Source organism: Blautia sp. HCP3S3_H10_2, assembly GCF_052122375.1.
In the GTDB taxonomy this organism is placed as follows: Bacteria; Bacillota; Clostridia; order Lachnospirales; family Lachnospiraceae; genus Blautia_A.
Window position 1 is genome coordinate 59,974 of sequence record NZ_JBQKCL010000019.1, and the last position, 23,823, is coordinate 83,796.

Sequence of the window (23,823 nt, forward strand, 5' to 3'; positions counted from 1 at the left end):
ATTATCAAATGGAGAATACCATGAAAAAATACACAGAAATTCAACCAGATGGAAAAAGAGCGTATCAGTTTGTAGCTGATACGGCTTACATCCGGGAATCCGGAACAAAAGGAGAGCACAAAGCCGCTGAATATATTATGCAGGAAGCGGAAAACGTGGCAGCCCGGCCAGGATGGGAAGCTTACGTTAAGGCTCCCAGGATGGAGTTTTTCCAGTGTCCGGATTTCCAGGAAATAAAGGCAGAGCTGGTGATCTGCCAGCCTTATGAAAAAGCTTACCCGGTCCGTGCTTATCTGAATGGTGCCTGCACACCAGAAGAGGGAATCACCGCACCATTTCTCTTTGTGGGAAAAGGGGACGATATCAGTCTCTCCCAGGCAAAAGGCGCTGTTGTGCTGGTATGCGATCCTGTCCGGGAGCCATTGATCGATAAGATAAAGGAGACTGGGGCAGCAGGCTTTGTGACCGTATGCGGAACACCGCTGGATCAGGGAGAAGACCGCATCCCTACACAGTACCGCCGTAAGGCAAGTGATATTCCAGGAGCATCCATTCATTTCACAGATGCAGTGGAAATTGTAGAAAAAGGTGCTTCTGTATGCCGGCTGAATATCCTGCAAAAAGAAATCATAAGAAATTCTGCCAATGTGGCAGTGCGTATTCTTGGAAGTGAGTTTCCGGAAGAAATCGTTACGGTGACAGCGCATTATGATTCTGTGCCGGAAGGACCGGGCGCTTATGATAACATGTCCGGTGGTGCAATGGTAATGGAAGCTTTTCACTATTTTGCAGCACACCGGCCGGCAAGAACTATGGAATTTATCTGGTTTGGCTCTGAGGAAAAAGGTCTGGTGGGAAGCCAGAATTATGTGAAAACACATGGGGAAGAAATGAAGCATCATGTCCTGAACTTAAACGTAGACCTGGCAGGACAGCTGCTTGGGGGAAATGTGCTGGGAGTAACAGCAGACCCTACCCTTTGCGTTTCTTTGAAAGAATTAATGGAGGAAAATCAGCTGGGAGTTACCATTAAGAATCAGGTATGGGCCAGCGATTCCAATACCTTCGCCTGGAGGGGAGTTCCAGCCCTCACTTTGAACCGCGACGGTTTCGGCATGCACACCAGACACGACACTGTGGAATATATTTCCCCACGGGCACTGGAAGAAGGCGCCAAAACCCTTTGTACGGCAGCTTCCTGGGCAGCTAATGAGAACGTGCTTTCTTTCCGGCGGGAAATTCCGGAGGATATGAAGCGGGAACTTGAGAAGTATTTTGCATAAGAATGATGCAGGAAAGGACACCAAAATGAACAAGGTAATCGAAGAAAGAACAAAACGTACAGAGTGGTACCGGGACGCACGTTTCGGTATGTTCATCCACTGGGGACTTTATGCGATTCCGGCGCGTGGAGAATGGGTGAGAAGCGTAGAGCAGATTCCCCATGAGGATTACTGCTATCTCACTGAAGAGTTTACAGCAGAAAATTACAATCCAAGAGAATGGGCGCGCCTGGCAAAAAAGGCCGGAATGAAATATGCGGTTTTAACAGCGAAGCATCATGACGGATTCTGCCTGTTTGATACCAAGCTTACAGACTACAATTCCATGAATGCAGCCTGCCATAAAGATCTGGTAAAAGAGTTTCTTGAAGCATTTCGTGCAGAAGGAATTAAAGTAGGACTGTATTTTTCCATCATTGACTGGCGTCACCCGGATTTTCCACACTATGGGGATATGCATCACCCGATGCGCAACCACCCGGAATGCTCCAATGAAAACCGCAATTTCGACCGCTATCTGGAATTTATGTTTGGCCAGATCAAAGAGCTTCTTACCAACTATGGCAAGCTGGATCTGATGTGGTTTGATTTCTCCTACGGAGATATGAAATGTGACAAATGGAAAGCCCAGGAACTGATTACTATGGTACGTTCCATCCAGCCCTGGCTGATCATTGACAACCGTCTGGAGGGCAGTGCTGAGGATTCCGGTTCCATTCTCACAGCCAATCCTACAGAATATTCCGGCGATTTCGCTTCTCCGGAGCAGATGATTCCGCCAGCAGGAATCCGTAATGAACTGGGTGAGCCGGTACCGTGGGAAGCCTGCCTGACCCTGAATAATAACTGGGGATACGCCTCCTTTGACCGTCATTACAAATCTGCCCAGATGGTAATTCGTATGCTGGTTGAGTGTGTCAGCAAAGGTGGAAACCTTCTTCTGAATGTCGGCCCGGATGGGAAAGGACGGATTCCGAAGGAGTCTGTGAAAATCCTGGAAGAGGTAGGAGAATGGATGGACGAGAACTCCAGAAGTATTTATGGCTGTGGCTACGCTGGAATCGAGAAGCCGGAATGGGGACGCTATACACGCAATGGAAATAAAATCTACGCACACGTAATGGAGGCTCAGGCCGGGGCTATTCCGCTTACGGGAATCCATGGCAAGATCAAGAAGCTTCGCCGTGTCAGCGACAACTCCGAAGTGAAGCTGACCGATTACTGGAATTTGAAAGAGTACTCCCAGAACCAGTTCTTTTTCCTGAATGCAGATACCTGCGACAGCTATCCGTTGCCGGATGAGAGAGATACGGTTGTGGAAGTGACACTGGAAGAGACAGAAGAGTAAATTGGGATAGAAAATACGGTTGTCTTCAAAAATATAGAAATTTAAAGGATAAAAAAGTAGGAAGTTCTGATTTCCTGCTTTTTTTATTTAAACGTAAACAGTCATATAAATTTGTGTACAAAAAATGGAAGTTCGTGCACAAAAACGGCAAACTGTTCTCTTTTGGTTGTTGAAAAATTATGGTTATGCTAGTATAAAACATGAACGTTAATTGGTAGTTTTTTGACACTATCGGAAACAGGAGAGAGGCAGAATGAGAACGGAAGACACAACAAATGTACAGCTATCTTTGAAGAATCTGTATCGTTTGCTCACTGTGAAAGATTATCCGGTGTATTCCACCGGAATCCTTATTGGGAAACATAAAAAAGGACTGACTCTGGGGCGTTTCTGGAATGAGTATCTGTTGTATGAGTGGAGAAATACAGAGCATGGGCGCATGATCTGGAGAACCAGCGGAAGTAAGAACCGGTATCATTCCGAGTTCTGTAACCGCAGAGAAAATTTTCCTTTATATACGATCTATATGCAGGAAATCATGAACGGAATGGGACCGGAGTCTTTTGAAAATCAGATCGATCTTTTTGAGAAATTTCTGAATGAAAAGGAATACGACCATACTGTATTTATGATGAAAATAAGGACTTTTCTGCATATGGCAGGCAAGACAGATCCTTGGATGTCAAAAGAATGTGCAGACAAATTCCTTTCCTGGATGGACGCGGCAGAAGCGAACAGGAAGAAAATATCGGAGTCGTTTATCGCGGCCTGGTTTTTGACTATGCTAAGCCTCCATGCAATGTCTGGAAAAGAAATGTCCGGAAAAATCATGGAAAATCTGCGGAACCGCAGTGACCTGGAGCTTGATGCAATCTGGAACCGTGTACACAGTGCAAAGAGGGATAACAGTCCTCTTTACCTTACATTGAGAAATAGTGAATTATGTACAGCGCCCCTTCCATCGGAGCATTTCTTCGGAAGAGAGGAAGAACTGTATGATTTGAAGGAATTGCTGCTTCGTGGCGGGAAATATCTGGTCTGCGGTCTTGGGGGAATTGGGAAAACAGAGCTGCTTAGGCAGCTGATCCGCTGGTGTGAGCGGGAAGGCGCAGCTGACCGGATCGCAGTAGTACAATATGAAGAAAGCCTGGTGTCCAGCTTTTCAAGAAGTTTTCTCAATCTGGAATCCCAGGAGGAACAGCAGCGTTTTCATGAAAGTATATACAGACTGAACAAAGTGGGCGAAAAGGAAAGAATCGTTCTGTTTCTGGACAATATGAACCGTGCCAAAGAGGCTGACCGGGAAATCGCAGAGCTAAAAGAACTTCCCTGTACCATCTTTGTAACCTCCAGACAGGAGCAATTGGAAGGCTTTACCTCCTTTGCTGTGGGAGCACCGGAGAAAAGTGCACTAAGCCTTATTTTCCGGGATAATTATGGTCGTGTCCTTCCGAAAGAGGAAAGAGAAGATCTGGGCCGCTTTCTGGAAAAAGAAATCTTCCGCCATCCGTTGACCCTGCGTCTGCTTGGAAAAGCAGCCGGTTCACAGATGTGGACTTTGAAAAAGCTGAAAACAGAAATTGAAAATAACTGGTCAGAGACAGCAGGAGAGACTGGTCTTCTGAATATGTACCGCAGACTGTATCAGGTGTCTGATTTCGGAATTTCAGGAAGCCGCCTGATCCGTATGTTTGCAACCCTGCCGTACAGAACAGTGGACGCTAATTTTACAAATATGTTTTTTCAGGGCTTTGTGCGGGAAAATGATGAGCTAAAAACAGAGCTTCAGAGACTCTGTCAGCTTGGCTGGCTGGAGGATCTGCAGGAGGGATACCGCATGCACCCTGTAATTGCAGAAAGTATCCTGATCCAGGCACCCCAGGAGGATGAGTTTGCCCCATTCTGGGAAAGAGCGCAGAAATGCTTTTTCATAGGACAGGCTGGTCCTCAGGATGATTCCAGGATGGAAGAAATTGCGGAGATCATCTGGAGTGCGATTACCAAAATCAAAGGGCAGATCAGTGAGAAGCTGCTTATGCTGGCAATCTGTGCAGTAAAATACCAGGGTGTAACATACAGAGCTTCTACGGTAATTGAAGATATGCTGAAGCGCTGTCCGAAGGCTTCAGAAGAGACGTGGTTTATGGCGAAAAGCATTTCCGTTATGTTTGATCCCATTGCAGAACGCTATGATGAAATTTTCTATCAGCAGTTTGAGAAAAAGAGCCTGCCAAAAGAATGGCTCCGGGATGCGTTCTTTGCCTATATGGAGCGCCTTCTGGAAGATGGAAAGTTGAAAGATACACAAGAAATGATTTCCAGGCTTCTGAAAAAAACAGATGATGTGGACATTAAAATATCTGCCGCCATAGGCAGGGCACATATCTGTGAGCTTACTACAGAATTTGCAGAGGGAATCTTCTGGATCGAGAATGGACTGTGGATGGCGAAACAGAGCGGACACACCGACCGTGTGGGAGAAATGCTTTACCGCAAAGCCGCGCTTCACAGAGGCCTGGGAGAAAGAGACGCCATTGCCAGATGCCTGGAAGCCTGCGAGCAGATACAGGGAACACAGCTTGGAAAAACATCATTCGATATTTACCTCTATCAGATGCATACCTGGGTTGCCTGGCTGGACCAGGATCAGGAAAAAGCATTGGAATACATGGAGAAATGTAAAGATACCACTCTGATTTACTGGGGGATGAAGCACCAGGGATATCTGGCTACCTGTGAAGAATTGGGAGTTGCTTATAACCGGGTAGGAAGGAGAGCGGAATCTCTTGAAAATCATTTCCTGGTAAGAAATACCATGCAAAAAGATGCTGACAACGAAGGCAGTATGCTTTGCATTGTGAACAATAATATTGGAGTTACTTACCTGGATGGTAAAGATCCTGAGAATGCGGTGATCTATCTGAAGGAAGCTTACCAGCTGGTCAGGGAGAATAATCTGGGGGAAATTGCAACTGCGGAACCCGCCTGGAATCTGTCACGGGCATTCCGTATGATGGGAAATGAGGAAGAAGAGAAAAAATACCTCCAGATCGCATTAGAAAGATTTGAGAGGAATTATCCTTTGGAGCATCCGAAGCGGGTGGCGGCGAAAGAAAGAATGGAAGAGATTTGCTTTTGATATTTTGTACTAAAGTGCACGAAAAAGGCTTTTTGCAGACTTGGATTTGCAGAAAGCCTTTTTCCTGTAATAGGGAATCCCGTTGGAATTATCTATTACATAAAAAGCCCCGCCGGGCAGAATCGTACTGCGGTGGAGAGGTAGATGTCACATGGAGTGACCCACCGCAGATAAATAAAATGTGTTGCGATACACATACGCATTATATTGTGCGTAATGCACAATTAATAATTGTAATAATAATCATAATTAAACAAAAATACAATAATAGAAGAAAGATATATTGACATTTTAATATGACGCAGCTATAATATGTTTAACGTTAAACAAAAGAAAAACAAATAACTCACAGAGGTCAGAATGTATGGTATCGATAACGGATGTAGCGAAAAAAGCCGGCTGTTCAGCCACACTTGTATCCAGAGTGGTAAACAACCAGTACGGGGTCAGTGAGAAATCCCGACAGAAAATACAAGCGGCAATTGATGAACTGGGCTATACGCCTAATGGGCTTGCGCGTTCTCTTGTACTGAAATCCACGAATACCATTGGCGTAGTTGTAGACACGTTATGTGATGCATATTTTTTTGATCTGATACATGCGATTGAAGAAGAGGTAGGGAAACAGGGATACGATGTATTGTTCTGCAGTGCCGGGAACAGTACCGAGAAGAAAAATAGTTATATTAATTTTTTTATGCAGGAAAGAGTCGATGGAATCCTTATTTACGGAAGTGCCCTGGATGATAAGAAGCTTATCACCAAGCTGGCACGTTCGCATTTCCCATTTGCCTTAATAGAAAATGATATGGGAAGCTTAAATGTGAATAATATTCTGTTGAACAATCAATATGGTTCAGAGGTGGCGGTCGATTACCTGTTCCAATGCGGATGCAGAAATATTATACATGTAGCTGGTGATGAGAACAGACAGGCTGCAAGAAGAAGGCAGAAAGGTTATGTGAACACGATGAAGAAGCATGGTGTTCAGGATGTGAGGATCCTGCAATCCGGATGGTCCGAAGAGGAAGGATATACCACTCTCAAGGAGTTTTTATCTACCTGCAGAAAGGAAGAACTTCCAGATGCATTTTTCTTTAGTTCTGATCAGACTGCCTTTGGTGGAATGCGGGCTTTGTTAGAAGCGGGAATCAGGATTCCGGAGGATGTAATGCTGGTAGGCTTCGATGATGACCAGCCCAGAAATCATAACTTCCAATATCTTCCATTAACTACTGTAAGACAGCCACTTGGAGATATGGGAAAGGCAGCTGTTGATATTCTCATAACAGATATTAAAGAGAAAAAAGAAGTAAAAGAAAAGAAAATGTTTTATCCCAATCTGGTAATCAGGCAGACAACCAGAAACAACAACCAAATAGAACAAAAATAAATTGTCAGGTTTCACTGATAATTTATTTTTAGATAAAATGTGTAACGTTAAACAAAAAAGGAGGACATTATGAAATTTACAATTGTAGGAGCTGGAAGTTCATACACACCGGAGCTGTTGGATGAGATGATTGTCCGCAGAGAAAGCTTACCGATTGATGAGCTGGTATTATATGATATTGATCCACACAGACTGGAGGTTATGGAAGGATTCTGCAAACGCTATTCAGCAAAGAGAGACTTCCCGGTTAAGATCAGAAGCACAACGGATATCGATGATGCCCTTTATGGCGCGGCTTTTGTGGATACCCAGATTCGTGTAGGCGGAAATAAACAGCGAGTAAAAGACGAGAAGATTCCGTTGAAATATGGTCTGATCGGTCAGGAGACCACAGGCGCCGGCGGCATGATGAAGGCCTTCCGTACGATTCCGGTTATGCTGGATGTGGCAAGACACATGGAAAAATCTTCTCCAGATGGATGGCTGATTAATTATACCAATCCGGCCGGACTTGTGACTGAAGCTGTAAAACGTTACACAAATGCCAATATCGCAGGCTTCTGCTCAGGCGGTATTTTCCCGAAAATGTGGGCGAAGAGAAGCATGGGAATTGATTACAACCGTGTCCAGTATGATTATGTAGGATTGAACCATTTGAATTTTATCAGTCATATCACCATTGATGGAAGACCGATCACAGAAAAAGAATTCGAAACGCTGGCAGAGACCAATGATGATGTAGGCGTTGAGATCCAGAAGCTGCTTGGCTGTCTGACCAGTCCTTATTTACAGTATTATTATAAAACAGGCCAGAGGGTAGCTGAATTAAAGGCAAAGAGCCAGACACGTGGAGAGTACGTGCAGGATCTGGAAAAAATCGTATTTGCCGGTTATGCAGATGAAAACAATGCAGACATTCCGAAAGAGCTTTATAAGCGCGGCGGTGGTGGTTATTCAGAGGTTGCCATGAATTTCGTAAATGCAGTTTACAATAATGTAGATACAGAGATGGTAGTGAATGTCCAGAATAAGGGTGCTGTACCGTTCCTTCCAGACGATGGAGTGGTTGAGATCAACTGTCTGGTTAATAAGAGAGGAATGGCACCGATTCATAAATCTTATATTCCTGCACCATGCTGGGGACTGATCAGTGAGGTGAAGAATTATGAAATGCTGGCAGTAGAAGCTGCTGTCGAGGGAAATGTGACCAAAATGAAACAGGCATTGCTGGCACATCCGTTAGTAAGAGAATACTCTGTTGTTGAAAAATTAGTTCCAGATTTACTGGAAGGAAGTAAAGAATTTTTACCTCAGTTTTTCTGATAACAGATCAAAAGCGAGGACTTGTATGAAATACTTTATGGGAATTGATCAAGGGGGCAGTAAAACAGCTGCAATTGTTGGAGATGAATACGGGCATATCCTTGGAATGGGAATAAGCTTCGGTGCGGTTCATTCTGTCGATGGAATGGAAGTTGCTATGAAAGCTGCAGAAGAGGCATTTGACCAGGCACTTAACGAGGCGGGGCTTTCATATAAGGACATCTATGGATTGTACGGTGGAATGAGTGGAATCGACTGGGCTTATGAGAAAGAACTTGTCCAGAATGCCATGTATGACCATTTTAAAATTTCACACATCTCTATCGTGAATGACTGTCTGATCGCCATGCGGGCAGCAACTGACAGTGACAAATGCGGAATCATCTGTGCTGGTTCAGGTGTGAACTGTGCAGTACGAAACGGAAAAAAAGAGATCATCTTCGGATATTACATTCCGGATTCGATTCAGGGTGGAGTATCCATTGGAGCGGCTGCAGTGCAGAAAGTATTTGATGCACAAGCCGGGGTGGGGGCCCCGACTATTTTAACAGATTATTTATGTGAACTGTTTCATGCCGAATCGGTAGATGAACTTTTACAGATGAGGGCAGAACACAAAATCGGGTCAAACGATTATCTTGGACTTCCCAAAGTTGTTGAAAAAGCGGCTTTGGAAGGAGATAAGGTTGCAATCCGGATTTATGAAGATTTTGCCAAAGGAATTGTTCCGTATATTCTGTCCGGAATGAGGACTCTGGATATTCTGGAAGAGAAAGTTGACATTGTTTTATCCGGCAGTATTTTTAAATGCAAGGTACCGGTTCTTAGAGAAACAGTGGATGCGGAGCTTAGAAAAGAGGCTGCAAATATCAATATCATTGATTCCGTATATGAGCCTATTGTCGGAGCGTTTTTAATGGGGTTGGATGACTACCACAAGAAGGTACCGTCCGAAGTGTATGCAGAAATTGAAAAAGAAAAAAATAAATATAATATTTTACGTAATGTAAAGGAGGACAACACATGAAAGGTAAAAAAATGTTAAGCGTACTGTTGGCAGGGATTATGGCGGCATCCATGGCTGTAAGCGTAAACGCAGCAGATGGTGATATTCAGCTCACCGATGAAGAGATTACCCTGAAATTCTGGGATATCTGGCCAGAAGGCCAGCCAATGGCTCCACTTGTACAGGATTACATTGCACAGTATGAAGAAGAACACCCAAATATTCATATTGAAGAGGTTGCAACACAGGAGGTTGACTATCAGACAACCAAATTAAGAGTTGCAGCTGCAGACAGTTCCCAGGGTGACGTATTCTTCTGCTGGGGTGGTGGATACGCAAAAACATATGTAGATGCCGGTGTGGTACTTCCGTTGGAGGAATATTATGAAAAATATGGAATCAACGATCAGCTGCTGCAGGGAGCTACTACCTATTGTACATACAACGATGAGACCTATGGATTACCACTGAAACAGTGGGCTGGCGTTCTCTTCTGCAATAAGAGAATTTTTGATGAAAACAATCTGGAAATCCCGACTACTTATGATGAGCTGATCGATTGTATTAAAGCCTTCCGGGAAAATGGTGTTACACCTATGGTTTTAGGAGCAAAAGACGGATGGCATATCGGTATGATCCAGAATATGCTGGCAGTGCGCACTGCTGGTGCTGATTACATGAATTCAGCCCTGTCAGGAGATGCAACTCTTGATACTCCTGAAATCGTAGAATCTGCAAAACTTCTTTCTGAAATGAATGAAGCCGGTGCTTTCCCGGATGGTACACTTGGAATTTCTTCCGATGAAGCAGAAGAGCTGTTCTACAGTGGAATGGTTCCAATGTTCTTCGGCGGCAGCTGGGTAGCACAGAGTGTTGACAATCCAGATAATGCATGCTCACAGGATGAAATCGTAGTGACAACCTTCCCGACAGTAGAAAATGGAAAGGGTGATGAAACCCAGTATTCTGGCGGCGTTATTGATTTCTTTATGATCAATTCCGCAACAGAGCATCCGGATGAGGCATTTGATTTCGCTTATGGAATGACAAAATACATGTCCAAAGAAGCTTACGTTCTTGGTGATTCACTTCCATGCTGGAAGGATCTTGACATCGGAGATGCCGAAATTAGTCCAGCTCTGGTAAAGGTTCAGGAACTGATCCAGAATTCTACCGGATATGTACTTGCATGGGATACCTTCCTCACTGGTTCCGCAATTGACGCACATTACAATCTGTTACAGGGCGTGATTGAAGGCAGCATAACACCAGAAGAATTTGCTACCCAGATGCAGGCAGCAAAAGAGGAAGCATTAGCAGAATAGCAGAAAGGTAAAGGGTTAATATGGAAAAGGCATTGCGCAGTAAAAAAGCCGTATGTTTCTTCATTTTACCAGGGTTGATTCTTTTTCTCCTGATTGTAGCGGTACCGATCATTCAATCAGCAGATTACAGTTTATTAAAATGGAACGGAATATCTGAGGGAACATTTGTAGGACTGGACAACTATATTGAAATGTTCAAGGATCCTGTATTTCTTCTTTCATTAAAAAATTCATTGTTATTAGCAGCTGCTTCTGTACTGATCCAGATGCCGATTTCAATGCTGCTGGCACTGGTATTAGTGAACGGCGTAAAAGGAGAAAACTTTTTCCGCAATGCTTTTTTCATCCCCGTTATTATTTCCAGTACTGTAATCGCAAACCTGTGGATGAAAATCTATCATCCATCCTATGGATTGCTGAATGTATTTTTTGACTGGCTGGGACATCCGGAATGGAAGCAGAACTGGCTGGGCTCCTCGGCAACTGTTTTGATCGCCTGTTTTATTCCTATGATCTGGAAAGATATAGGTTATAACATGTTGTTGTTTTATTCAGCTGCGAAATCAATCTCTTCAGATATTATTGAAGCAGCAAAAATTGACGGAGCCTCTAAATTTCAGATTTCCATGAAGATTATCATGCCGATCATTATTCCGATGATCGAAGCAGTAACAATTTTCTGTATTGTTGGTTCACTGAAATCTTTTGATATGATTTTTATATTAACCGGCGGCGGACCAATGCATGCTTCCAGTGTTCTGTCCCTGATGATGTATAGCGAGATTTTTACCAATAATCATTATGGCTATGCCAGTGCGGTTGCAATTGCAATTATTATTATATGTCTGCTGTTTACATTTGGAGTACAGTTTGTATTTAAAAAAATCATGCGGAAATATAGGAGCGATTCATGAAAATAAAGGAAGATGGCAAACAAAAGAAAAAAATGAGTCCTGTAAAATGGATTATGTATGGAGGCCTGATTTTCTGGACTGTAATCCAGTTGTTTCCTTTGTACTGGCTGTTCACGTTTTCGCTGAAGAGTAATGCAGAGATCTTTGGGGGAAATATTATCGGACTGCCCAAAGAGTGGCACTGGGAACATTATGTAACCGTATTCGGTCAGGCACATATTTACAAATATCTGCTGAACAGTTTATTTGTAGCAATTGTAACAATTGTGGCAACCGCATTACTGGCCTCTATGGCAAGCTATGCGCTGGTAAGGCTGAAATGGAGATTAAGCTCTGTTGTGTACATCTTATTCCTTCTGGGAATGATGCTGTCACTTCAGGCAGTACTTCTTCCTTTGTACCGGAATTTAAAGGCAATAAGAGACAGCTTATGGTCCTTGATCATTCCCTATGTTGCATTTAACCTGCCTATGGGAATCCTGCTGATAAGCGGAAGCCTGAAAACCATACCAAAGGAAATGGAAGAAGCTGCATTTATAGATGGAGCGAGCCTGTATAAGATCTTTTTCAGAATCATCCTTCCGCTGTTGAAACCGATCATTTCTACAGTAGCGATCCTGAACTTCCTGGATTCCTGGAATGAGCTTATGCTTGCACAGACATTTATAAACAGTGACCAGTGGATGACCATTACAGTTGGTGTTAACAACATGATCGGCAGATACTCAACGAAATGGGGATTGATCGGAGCTGGTTTAACAATTGCAACAATTCCTACACTTGTCCTGTACGCATTCCTGAGCAACAATATTCAGGAAAGTCTGGCAGCAGGTGCAGTTAAGGGGTAAGCGATCATGAAGAAGATGTATTGTAAATGTCCCTATATTCTTTGCAGTGTGCATGGGAATTGCAGAAAATGTATGGAAAAAAATATAGAAGAAAAGAGTGTATGTTATTGTATGGAACATAATGCAGAGCTCTTAGGAGCAAAATTGCCTGGAAGATTTCCAATCACGGAAATTTACGACAGTGAAAAGGATATGTCACAGAGATGTGCAGAATTAGTAAAAGAGACCCTGGAGAAGAAGCCAGACGCGCTGCTCTGTTTTCCGGCAGGGATGACTGTGGTAAAAACCTGTGAGATTTTAAAAGAGATGCAGGACAGAGGAGAAATCGATTTTACAAAAGCAAAATTTGTTTCACTTGACGAATGGCTTGATCTGGAAGATGAATCAGAGAACTGCACTCATTTCTTAAGAAAACATCTGTATGGTCCGTTAGGAATCCGTGAGGATCAGATGACATTATTTGATGTTCATGCCAGCAATCTGGAAGAAGAATGCAAACGGATCGATCAGTATATTTTCGATTGTGGGCATATTGACCTGATGCTTCTGGGAATGGGAATGAATGGACATCTGGGACTGAATGAGCCAGGAGAAGATTTCGGGGATTATGCAAAAGTTGTGGAGCTGTCAGAGACTACAATGAAGGTCGGACAGAAATATTTCTCTGATGGCATGAAGCTGACACGTGGAATTACTCTTGGCGTTCATCATATTTTTGAAACCAAAAAAGTAGTTTTACAGATTTGCGGTGCACATAAAGCGGAAGCCGTAGGAAAATTGTACCACACAAGGCCGACGATGGACTTCCCGGCGACAGCGCTTAAGCTGATGGATACAGCAAGGATCATCATGGACAAAGATGCAGCTGCAGGTATCCTGAAAGAGTAGGGAAATGGTCTGACGTGGAAGTATGTTGGAATTGTTAATAGAATATTTTGGAGCAGCCCCTGTCTGGATGAGACAGGGGCTGTTGTACAATCTGAAAATTTTGATAAAATTGCCTGCCTATTGTATAAAAGTGCTATCTCCTATCGGGGAGATGAGAACTGAGGCGGGATATAAAACGTCCCGCCTCAGGCATTTAAAGTATATTTATATGCAGCACAAACGCCTCATACGGGCGGAGCACCCCACTGTTCTGCTCTACATAGTTAGAAATCAGACATTCTCCGTTTCTATATTCCTCAGGAATCTGATAAGAAATTTCTTTGTCAGTGAAGTTGCATACCACCAGTAATTTTTCATTGCCAAGAGTTCTGGAATAGGTATAAATATCCGGATTTTCAGCATCCAGAAGCTCATATTTACCGTAAACAATGACCTCATACTGCTTGCGGAGCTGGATCAGTTTCTGATAATAATGGAAAACAGAATCCGGTCGCTGAAGCTGTTCGGCTGCGTTGATCTGATGATAATTTGGATTTACCTTGATCCACGGAGTTCCAGTAGTAAATCCTGCATTTTCACTGTCGTCCCACTGCATAGGTGTTCTGGAATTATCACGGCTTTTTTTGCGAAGGGCAGTAAGCATTTCTTCAGAAGTCATGATTTTCTTTTCTTCCACCATTTCCCGGTAGGCATTGATACTGTCCAGATCCCGGAATTCACTAAGGTCATGAAATGGCATATTGGTCATGCCAAGCTCTTCCCCCTGATAAACGTAAGGGGTACCTTGCATCATATGAAGACAGGTGGCAAGCATTTTGGCTGAGGCTTCCCGGTATTCTTTGTCATTTCCCCAACGGGAGACCATACGGGGCTGATCGTGATTGCACCAGAAAAGACTGTTCCAGGCTTTTCCTTCGAGTCCATTCTGCCATTTTGTCATGATTTCCTTTAATTTCATCAGGTCAAAAGGCTTTAATCCCCATTTATTGTCATCATCTGCATCAAGGGATACATGTTCAAACTGAAACACCATATTCAGTTCTTTTTCATCACTTCGTGCGTACTTTTTGGCTTCTTCCAGGGTGACACCAGAGCATTCCCCTACTGTGAGAAGGTCATATTTTGACAGCACTTCCTGACGCATTTCCTGCAGAAACTCATGGACACGGGGGCCATTGGCACAGACATTGAAGCTGCTGTAACCAGTGACACCAGGCTCTCCATCTTTATATTCCGGATCTTTGGAAATAAGGCTGATCACATCCATGCGGAAGCCATCTACACCTTTATCCAGCCACCATTTCATCATATTGTAAACGGAAGCTCTTACTTTTTCATTTTCCCAGTTCAGGTCTGGCTGTTTTTTGGAAAAAAAGTGAAGATAGTACTGACCGGTCTGTTCATCAAATTCCCATGTAGAGCCGCCGAAACAGGAACCCCAGTTATTAGGTTCTTTTCCATTTACCGGATCTTTCCAGATGTAGTAGTCGCGATAAGGATTATCTTTGCTTTTCCGGCTTTCAATAAAGCAGGCATGCTCGTCGGAGGTGTGATTTACCACCAGATCCATTACCAGCTTAATTCCTGCCTGGTGACAGAGGGTAAGAAGCTGGTTGAAATCTTCCATGGTTCCGAATTCTGTCATAATTTGGCGGTAGTCGCTGATATCATAGCCGTTATCATCATTGGGGGACTGGTAAATAGGGGAGAGCCAGACTACGTTTACACCAAGTTCCTTTAAATATGGTATTTTTTGAATAATTCCTTTTAAATCACCAATTCCATCACCGTTACTGTCGTTGAAGCTTCGTGGGTAAATCTGATAAACCACAGCTTCTTTCCACCATCTTTTTTCTATATTGTTCATGCTTTTTTCCTCTTACTTATAATCTTTTTTACTGTTTAATGTGCTCACACGTAACATATTATTTATTTTGCGTCAACTCAAGTACTAAAACCTGGTATCCATGCAGCTTCAGGCTATTACCATTAGAATCTACATCCGGGTAATTGTTGATCAGAACCTTTTTGCAGGCTGCAGGAAGTGTGATTTCCTGTTCCTCTTTCTGATAGTTTCCAACTACCAGAAGGGTTTTGTCTCCTTTGCGGTAATAAGCCATCAGGTTATGGCGCTCTTCCAGAAATGGGGTGAGTGTACCGTATACAACCGTTTCCTTATACTCTGGTGATTTCCGGAGCTGGATCAGCTTCTGGTAAAAATGAAATACAGAGCCTGGATCCTTTCGTTCCTCCTCTACATTGATGGAAGTATAATTTGGATTTACCCGGAGCCATGGAGTACCAGTTGTAAAACCGGCATTTTTCCCATCTGTCCACTGCATCGGTGTGCGGGCATTGTCACGGCTATGACGGGCAACGGCTGCAAGTGCCTCTTCCGGGGAAAGACCAGCATCAAGGGCTACTTTGTATTCGTCCAGGGTAGAAATGTCATCTACCTCATCAATGGAATGAAATGGCACATTTTCCATGCCAAGCTCCTGTCCCTGATAGATAAATGGCAGTCCGCGGAGCATGAAATTCAAGGCGGCAAGCATTTTTTTACTTTCGTTACAGCAGTCTCCTTCCGGAATATAGCGGCTGACCCCACGGGGTTCATCATGGTTTTCGATGATATTGGAAATAAATCCGAAATCGCCCATTTTTGCCTGGGCTTCGAAGCAGCAGCGTTTATAGTCATCCGGAGTGATTTTTTTGCTGTCATACCAGCCTTTATCAGAGCCACCGAAAATCGCTTCATTGAAATCGAACATAGTGGAAAAATATCCATTTTCTCCAATGAAAGCTGGCAGATCCTGATCCTTCACATTAAAGACCTCGCCTACAGAAAAAGCGTCATGAGGTTTGAAAGTGCGGTCACGCATTTCCCCAAGAAATTCTCCAATTCCTGTAGCTTCTTCCAGCATTTTTCCAATGTAGCAAAGTCCGTCATCACGGTCTGGTTCATAGTCATGCAAAGGCAGGGCTTTTTTGATATTGATGATCGCATCAATGCGGAAGCCGCCGAGACCTTTATCCAGCCACCAGTTGATATTTTTATATACTTCTTCACGAACTTCGGGATTTTCCCAGTTCAGGTCGGGCTGTTTCTTGTGGAAAACATGAAGATATTGCTTGTTGGTCCCTGGAAGATCTTCCCAGACAGATCCACCGAAATAAGAGCGCCAGTTGGTGGGAAGTTTCCCTTCTTCTTTGTCTCTCAGATAGAAGAAATTCCCATATTTTCCATCTGGATCAGCACATGCTTTTTTGAACCATTCATGTTCATCGGAACAATGATTGACCACCAGATCCATCAGAATATACATATTACGCTTTTTCGCTTCGGCAATGAGCCGGTCCATGTCCTCCATGGTGCCAAAGCGCGGGTCAATGTCATAATAGTCGGAAATATCGTATCCCTGATCCGCAAATGGGGAACGATAGCAAGGAGAAAGCCAGATAATATCAACGCCCAGCTCCTTTAAATAATCCAGTTTTTCTATGATTCCAGGCAGATCGCCGATTCCGTCCCCATTTGTGTCATAAAAGCTTTTGGGGTAAATCTGATAGGCGACTTTGTCCTGCCACCATTTTCGTTCCATGTAGAATCCTCCTCTTGTATGTCAGGAGCCAGAGGCAAAAAGCTTTTGTTACAAGTGTAAAAAGCAGTTTGGGCTCCTTTGGCTCCAATGTGAATGTATATAACATTATACATACATATGAGAAAGAAAACTTCCTTTAATATGATGGAAAATTACGAAATTTTGACTATTTATAGGAAGAAGCTGAAGAACATCTTTCGGTCTGCGCAGCCCGGTTTAGAAAGTGGGAATATCGGAAACAGAACTATGTTTGCGGTACTGCAAAGGTGTGGTCTGGGTGTATCTGCGGAATTCCCGGAGAAAATTCCCCATATTGTTATAACCGCATTCCAGGCAGACTTCTGTGACTGGAAGGCTGGTGTCTGTAAGAAACCGCATGGCCTGGCGGATCCGGTATTCATTTAAATATTCTACAGGGGAAATTCCAATGGTTTTTTTGAAAAAACGGCAGAAATATTGCTCGTTCAGTCCGACCAGGGAAGCCAGATCACGGATATAAATTTTGTCCTGATAATGCTTCTGCATATAGGTAATTACAGTTTTGATTGTCTCTATCCGGTGGTCGTCGGGGTTCTCTGTCTGGGAAAAAAGCTGCCACCTGGTCAGCTCAGCCAGAATCTGCAGGAGAGAGGCTTTGACCAGAAGCTGGTCGGCCAGATCCATAACTGCTTTGTCGGATGCGCGAAACAGTGTGGTATGGAATTTATTATAAGTATTTTCTAATAATTCATAGGAACTGCAGCGGAAAAAAGCGTCAGTGATAGTTTGGAACAGTTCTTTCATAATAAGAAAAGAGGAATGTTCTTTGGAAATACATCTTGGAAACAATAAGCTGCCTTTTTGCAAGGGCTGGATCAGTTGTGCCCAGGCTGCATCATAAAATGGAGAGCCAAGAAGCTCCGGGCCAAAAACAACTGCGTATTCGGATGCTTTTGTTTTGGAATGGGTAGAGATGCTGTGCAGCTCGCCGGGATTGATAAAATAAAAACATTCTGAGGTGATGGTAAATGTCTCCATATTTATTTCCAGACAGAAGTTACCTTCGGGGAAATAAAGCATTTCAATCTCTTCGTGCCAGTGATGTTTAACCAAGACTCCGTGTCCGGTAGCCTGAAGCTGATAAAAGGCACAGGGAAAAGAAGAAGAACCGTGCTGGCTTGCTTCTTTTAAATCGGGAAACTGGTACTGGTACATAATAAGACCTCCGGAATGTAGCGTGATAAAATACAGCGTTATATAATGAGGTTAGGGTCAAAAGGTCTTTTGCCCCCTGACATCATATAATTTGAATTTTAACATCTTAGAACAGGATTGCAACCTGAAAAAGAAAAACAGTTCATGAAACTGGCAGTTGTTGGCAGGTTGTGATGGATATATAATAGGATTAACGAATATAAGTAGTCGCAAAGAGGAAAATCAGATGCCAAAACAGAACTTAAACACAATCTATATATCGGAACGTTTACGGGAAAGCCTGAAGCCGGTCTCAGGCTGTGCTTTGACTACAGTGGTGGCACCTATGGGATACGGCAAGACAACCGCCATAAACTGGTATCTGGCAGAGCGTGCCAGGGAGGAGAAGCCATGCATTATCCGGGTTAGTGTATATTCAGATAATCTTGCAATTTTCTGGAAAAGTGTGCAGGATGCATTTGCCAGGGAGGGATTTGGATTCCTCAGGGAATATACCTGTCCCACAGATGCAGCAGGTGGCAGTCTGCTGGCAGATGATCTTTGTTATGAACTGGATCTGGATAAAGGCTACTATGTTTTTATTGATGATTTCCACTTACTGAGAGAAAAAAATGTCTCGGATTTCATCTGCAGGCTTGCAAATCGTCTTCCTGTAAATGTGCACCTTATCCTTGCAAGCCGTGACCGTTTCCTTCCAGATGCACAGATCCTCCGCCTGGGAGGACGAGTTCATCAGATTGGAATGGAACAGCTTCGTTTGAACTCCGGGGAGCTTTCTGCTTATGTACATAAATGCGGAACGAAGCTTTCCGCGGAACAGCTGGAAGCTTTACTATATTCCAGTGAGGGATGGTTTTCTGCCATATATCTGAACTTAAGAACCTTTCTGGAACAGGCTTCCCTGCCAGATGGCAATTCGGATATTTATGCAATGTTTACCTCTGCCATGATCGATCCGCTTCCGGAAAAACACAGGGACTTTCTTGCAATCATGGGGCTTGCAGATGAGTTTACAGTGGAAATGGCACAGTTTATTACAGGGGATTCTGAGGTGAGAGAGATACTGACTGCACTTACCGGGCAAAACGCTTTTGTAAAACGTCTCCCTGACGGTAAGACATACCGGTTCCATCACATGATGAAAGAGTGTGCCAGAAAAGTCTTTGTATTGTTGGGAGAAAAAAGGCAGTCTTTTTATTTGGGACGTTATGGCATGTGGTATGAAGAACATCAGCAGTATCTTCACGCCATGAATGCTTATCAGCAGGCAGCAGATTACAATGGACTTCTCCGGGTGGTTCAGAAAGATGCGGGGATTTTATTGTCTTCACTGAGTCCGGATGCAGTATTGGAAATCCTTGGAAAATGTCCTACTTCCATACTAAAAGAACATCCCTTGTCCATTCTGGTTCTCATGCGCAGCATGTTTAACTGGCACAGGATTCCCAAAATGCTGGAATTAAAAGAGCTTTTGATGGAGGCAATCGGAGAGCACCCTGAATTGTCGCCTATGGAGAGGGGAAATCTGCTGGGAGAATGCGATCTGATCATGAGCTTTCTCTGTTATAACGATATCAGTGCCATGAGCCGTCTGCATCGTAGTGCCAGCAGCCAGATGTCCCGTCCTGCCATCAGTATTAACAGACGGGGCGGATGGACATTTGGTTCTCCTTCTGTATTGATGATGTTTCACCGGAAGCCTGGAATGCTTAAGGATGAACTTGCCCAGATGGAAGAATGTATGCCGCATTATTACAAAATCACAGATGGACACGGACAGGGAGCTGAGCGAATTATGGCAGCAGAAGCTGCATTTATGCAGGGACGTTTCCAGGATGCGGTTATTGAATTAGAAACGGCTTACGCCCAGATTGAGGGAAACGGGCAGGAAAACATGGGACTTTGCTGCGATTTCCTGGCACAAAGGCTGTTTCTGTGCACTGGGATGGAACTGCGGTATACTTTTGAAGAACGCTATAGAACGTTGCTTTTGCATCATAATGCGGCCTGGATCAATATCTGGAATGCAGCCTGTGCGTACTATTATGCTTTGCAAGGATGCCAAGCTAAAATTCCGGAGATATTTTCTGCCCATCAGCTTTCTTCTGTTCATATCCTTGCTCCAGGCAGACCCATGATTGAAATGATCGAGAATCAGGTTTATCTGGCACAGGGGGCTTATGCCAAAGTTCTGGGAAGGAGCAAAGGACAGCTTGCAGTCTGTGAAAGTATGCATTATGAGCTGGTCAGAATCCATCTGCTGATCCAGACGGCGGCAGCTTATGGGATGCTGGGAAAGCATAATGAGGGACAGACTATTCTGCAGCAGGCAATACAGGAAGCTGCGGCGGATGATCTCCTTCTTCCATTTGCAGAGAATTACAGTTATCTGAAGCCCCTGCTGGAAAGCTGTACTGTGGGCAGAAATTCAGAACTTCTTCATCACATTATCCAGCTTGGACAGGATTATGAAATGCGTCTGCAAAAGCTGAATGTAGAAAATACCCGTCCGGCTATACTTGCGTCTTTGACAGAACGCGAACACGAGATCGTGCTGCTTCTTAGGCAGCGCCTGAGTAACCGGGAAATTGGAGAGAAGCTTTACCTGTCAGAAGGAAGTGTGAAGCAGTATGTCAATCAGATTTATTCCAAGCTGCAGATCGGAGGGGATACCCGGACGAAAAGGAAACAGCTTTTGGAATTGCTGGAATCCGGGAATAACCAGTGATACCTTAGCGCATGTTTGAAAAAGGGCTCTAGAAACTAACTTTTGGTTAATGTTTATGTTCGATGATCCACCGTATAATATAAGTACGGTGGATTTTTTATGTACCAATGACGCGCATTTGCGGGATAGGGAGGTTTGCCGCAAGCAATCGCGTCAGGTGTGAGGATGTGCCAAGGCGCATTCTTTTTAGAAAAAAAGGAAGGGGAATTTTAATATGAAGAAAAAAGTATTTGCAGCAGTTCTGATTTTTTCAATAAGTGCAGCAACAATGCTGCCAGCTTTTGCAGTGCCAGTGCTGGCACAGGAGACAGAAGCCAAGACAGAATATGCAGATTTTTCCAGGATTGCAGGTAGCTGGAGCAATGCAGATCCTTCTGCGGAAGAGACACTTACCATAACGGAAGATGGAATTTTTGTATATCACACAAAAGAAGCTGGGGATTCCCAGGGATATCTGGAATATGCGGATGAATATGGAGACGGAAATGGACGCTATGATATGTATAATCGGACCGGTATCTGGCTTGCCGGCTTATACCAGGATTCTGATAACAGCCTTCATATGGGAAATGGAGATGGGGCTGTTTTCACCAGAGTGGAAGAGGGCGGGGAAGCAATTACGGATGACCAGGCCGAAGAAAATCAAAAATCTTCCTATGTCCTTACATCTGCAACTCGCTACACAGGCCTAAAGCCGTTGTACAACGATTCTTCCTGGAATGGCGGTTATTTCTATTCGGATATGACTGAGGATGGACTTACCGTAATCGTGAATTGTAGTGCAGTAAGAGATGAAAAGGCAGATGGAACCAGGAAAAAATTCCGGAAAAAGTTTGCCAGACTGGTAAGTGAAAGCAAAGTAAAAAATTATAAAGAAAGTAAAAATAAAAGCCTTACAGAGAAGTTCAGCTATCCGTTCTATGATATTACCTTTATGACTGGTGCCAACGAAGACACCTGTCAGTGGAAAATGATCTTTTTCCAGACGGACACCAACACTTATGCGTATGCATATAAAATGAATGCGGATGCGGCAGCTGACATGTCAGAGGAATATCGGAACGCAGTGGATTCCCTTACTCTTACAGAGGTTTCAGAAAACCAGGCGGATGAACCGGATTACGACCCAAGTGCAGAGGGAAAGAGCCTGGAAATGTTTATTTCTTATTTTGATAACTGGTATCAGTATGGGGATCTGAATGCTGCCAGTATCCGACTTTATGGAGAAGGAACCTGGGAAATTTACAATGCCAGAAATACAGATGGCAGTGGAGGATATCTTTTTGACAGTGGCACGTTTAAGACTTCCGGAACCACCGCGCTACAGCTTTATTCTTCAGATGGAAGTCATGTAGCTGACGTAAGCCTGGATGGAAACAGGGAATTGATGCTGACACCAGTGATCTCTGGCTATGGAAGTATTTATGCAGATGCTGCTTTTTTCAGAGAATCTGAATCAGTTGCCTATGAGGCGCAGACCGCAGGCGAGGGGAACGGTGATTACATTCCGGATGAAGAGAATACAGAAGAAAATAATGGGGAAAACAATGAAGAAAACTACTATGAAGAAGATGGAAGGGGAGACTATATACCAGAGGATTATGTGGAAGAAAGCGATCCCGGTGACACGTATTACTGGTATGATGGAGAAGGAAACGTGATGTTTTTCGATGGCTATGATAACGTATACATTGGTCCATCTGATGTATTTTATATTGATGATGCAGGGAGACTTTGTGAGTTCTAAATACGGAGAAGCTTCTATAAAAGAAAGTTTCTATAAAAGAAAGCATCTACAAGGTAAAGCATGCCGATGGCATAAGTGTTATCAGGGTCAGATGTCAGAGAGTGAATGGGAGGGACTATGAAAAAGAAATTGGTTATATTGGGAATTGCAGGTATGCTTGGCTGTCAGACAGTGTGTTACGCAACACCGGAACCGCTGTATGTAGAGATTAGCCTGTTATCCATGCTGGATGATTATGGTATTCTGGAATGCATGTTTATTGGAAAAAGTCTCTGGAATGAAGAAGTGGAAATGGGGGGAATTAAGGAAAGTGCACCGGAAATGCTGCTGGATTTCTTCTTGACAGAGGGAAGTACTGCGGAAGGATTCAATTCAGAGGATATATTAAATCTTATTGATTATGGTTATGAGTCCGGAATTTCTTCGGATATTCTCAGGATTTCCATGGATATGCTGTGTGAAGAATCCCAAAGTTACCGGGATGCCGCAAAAAAGGTATTTCACAGACTGGCTGTGGCAAGTGAAAATACAGACTTCCTTTTGTTAGAGGCCGGACGTTTTCCAGAGGCTGCACTGATGTATAAAGACGAATGGTATGGAGATCGGACTGACGATGAACGGATTGCCCTGGCAGACTCCATTCTGGAGGTTCTGGAATGTGCAGAGGTGGAAACCTATGGATATGATGGGAATTCCATGGCGCAGGTTATAAATGATCTGTATGACGAGGATGCAGGGGACAGCGTACTTTATCTGATATTAGATACATTGGGAGAATCGGAGTTCTATGTTACCGTTGTGGACAGTATTGTGTGGGGCATCCGGGAAACATTTTGATAATAAACAGTTGCAAAGGTTCAGAGTCATCCTTTAAAATGCATTGTGATTTTAGAGGATGACTTAAGAAATTTTGCTCAAAAAAGAAGTGCACAAAAAAGTATAAAGATTTTTGTAAAAAGTGCTTGACGATTCCCTGCGACAGTGGTATAGTAAACAAGCTGTCACAAGGAATTGCTTCTGAAACACTGAAAAATAAAACAGTTTTCAGAAAATTTAAATTAACTATTGACAATCGACTGAACTTA

16 protein-coding genes are annotated in these 23,823 nt (G+C 43.5%); 13 read left to right on the forward strand and 3 right to left on the reverse strand.

Annotated features, from left to right (window positions below; translation table 11 throughout):
• Positions 1–20 precede the first annotated feature (20 nt).
• From ACTQWB_RS17070 to ACTQWB_RS17115, 10 genes are all read left to right on the forward strand, one after another.
• Positions 21–1,283 (forward strand): M28 family metallopeptidase, encoded by a 1,263-nt coding sequence (locus ACTQWB_RS17070; protein ID WP_441502601.1) that lies wholly within the window; start codon positions 21–23, stop codon positions 1,281–1,283.
• Between the two features lie 25 nt (positions 1,284–1,308).
• Complete coding sequence (locus ACTQWB_RS17075; protein ID WP_441502600.1) at positions 1,309–2,631, forward strand: alpha-L-fucosidase; 1,323 nt, start codon at positions 1,309–1,311, stop codon at positions 2,629–2,631.
• Positions 2,632–2,884: 253 nt separating this feature from the next.
• The gene (locus ACTQWB_RS17080) at positions 2,885–5,770 is read left to right on the forward strand and encodes an AAA family ATPase (protein WP_441502599.1); all 2,886 of its coding nucleotides are present in this window, start codon (positions 2,885–2,887) and stop codon (positions 5,768–5,770) included.
• Between the two features lie 364 nt (positions 5,771–6,134).
• Complete coding sequence (locus ACTQWB_RS17085) at positions 6,135–7,163, forward strand: LacI family DNA-binding transcriptional regulator (protein ID WP_441502598.1); 1,029 nt, start codon at positions 6,135–6,137, stop codon at positions 7,161–7,163.
• Between the two features lie 69 nt (positions 7,164–7,232).
• The gene (locus ACTQWB_RS17090; RefSeq protein WP_441502597.1) at positions 7,233–8,486 is read left to right on the forward strand and encodes a 6-phospho-beta-glucosidase; all 1,254 of its coding nucleotides are present in this window, start codon (positions 7,233–7,235) and stop codon (positions 8,484–8,486) included.
• A gap of 25 nt (positions 8,487–8,511) precedes the next feature.
• On the forward strand, positions 8,512–9,513 hold the full coding sequence (locus ACTQWB_RS17095) for an N-acetylglucosamine kinase (RefSeq protein ID WP_441502596.1): 1,002 nt from the start codon (positions 8,512–8,514) through the stop codon (positions 9,511–9,513).
• Entirely contained in the window at positions 9,510–10,817 is a 1,308-nt protein-coding gene (locus ACTQWB_RS17100; RefSeq protein ID WP_441502595.1) for an extracellular solute-binding protein, read from the forward strand. The genes ACTQWB_RS17095 and ACTQWB_RS17100 overlap by 4 nt, the downstream gene beginning before the upstream one ends.
• Positions 10,818–10,837: 20 nt before the next feature.
• A complete protein-coding gene (locus ACTQWB_RS17105; protein ID WP_441502594.1) occupies positions 10,838–11,731 on the forward strand; it encodes a carbohydrate ABC transporter permease in 894 nt (297 codons plus the stop codon).
• On the forward strand, positions 11,728–12,579 hold the full coding sequence (locus ACTQWB_RS17110) for a carbohydrate ABC transporter permease (RefSeq protein WP_441502593.1): 852 nt from the start codon (positions 11,728–11,730) through the stop codon (positions 12,577–12,579). The genes ACTQWB_RS17105 and ACTQWB_RS17110 overlap by 4 nt, the downstream gene beginning before the upstream one ends.
• A gap of 72 nt (positions 12,580–12,651) precedes the next feature.
• The gene (locus ACTQWB_RS17115; RefSeq protein ID WP_441502592.1) at positions 12,652–13,467 is read left to right on the forward strand and encodes a 6-phosphogluconolactonase; all 816 of its coding nucleotides are present in this window, start codon (positions 12,652–12,654) and stop codon (positions 13,465–13,467) included.
• Positions 13,468–13,660: 193 nt separating this feature from the next.
• Here ACTQWB_RS17115 and ACTQWB_RS17120 read toward each other — a convergent pair whose 3' ends face one another.
• From ACTQWB_RS17120 to ACTQWB_RS17130, 3 genes are all read right to left on the reverse strand, one after another.
• Positions 13,661–15,325: a glycoside hydrolase family 13 protein gene (locus tag ACTQWB_RS17120; RefSeq protein ID WP_441502646.1), complete on the reverse strand. Its 1,665-nt coding sequence runs from the start codon at positions 15,323–15,325 to the stop codon at positions 13,661–13,663.
• A gap of 67 nt (positions 15,326–15,392) precedes the next feature.
• On the reverse strand, positions 15,393–17,069 hold the full coding sequence (locus ACTQWB_RS17125) for an alpha-glucosidase (protein WP_441502591.1): 1,677 nt from the start codon (positions 17,067–17,069) through the stop codon (positions 15,393–15,395).
• A 216-nt stretch (positions 17,070–17,285) separates the two neighbouring features.
• Entirely contained in the window at positions 17,286–18,263 is a 978-nt protein-coding gene (locus ACTQWB_RS17130) for an AraC family transcriptional regulator (protein WP_441502590.1), read from the reverse strand.
• 226 nt (positions 18,264–18,489) lie between these two features.
• On the opposite strand from ACTQWB_RS17130, the gene ACTQWB_RS17135 reads away from it, so the two are divergent.
• From ACTQWB_RS17135 to ACTQWB_RS17145, 3 genes are all read left to right on the forward strand, one after another.
• Entirely contained in the window at positions 18,490–20,991 is a 2,502-nt protein-coding gene (locus ACTQWB_RS17135) for a LuxR C-terminal-related transcriptional regulator (protein ID WP_441502589.1), read from the forward strand.
• Between the two features lie 214 nt (positions 20,992–21,205).
• Complete coding sequence (locus ACTQWB_RS17140; RefSeq protein ID WP_441502588.1) at positions 21,206–22,738, forward strand: hypothetical protein; 1,533 nt, start codon at positions 21,206–21,208, stop codon at positions 22,736–22,738.
• Between the two features lie 117 nt (positions 22,739–22,855).
• Entirely contained in the window at positions 22,856–23,575 is a 720-nt protein-coding gene (locus tag ACTQWB_RS17145) for a hypothetical protein (protein ID WP_441502587.1), read from the forward strand.
• The last annotated feature ends 248 nt before the right edge of the window (positions 23,576–23,823 follow it).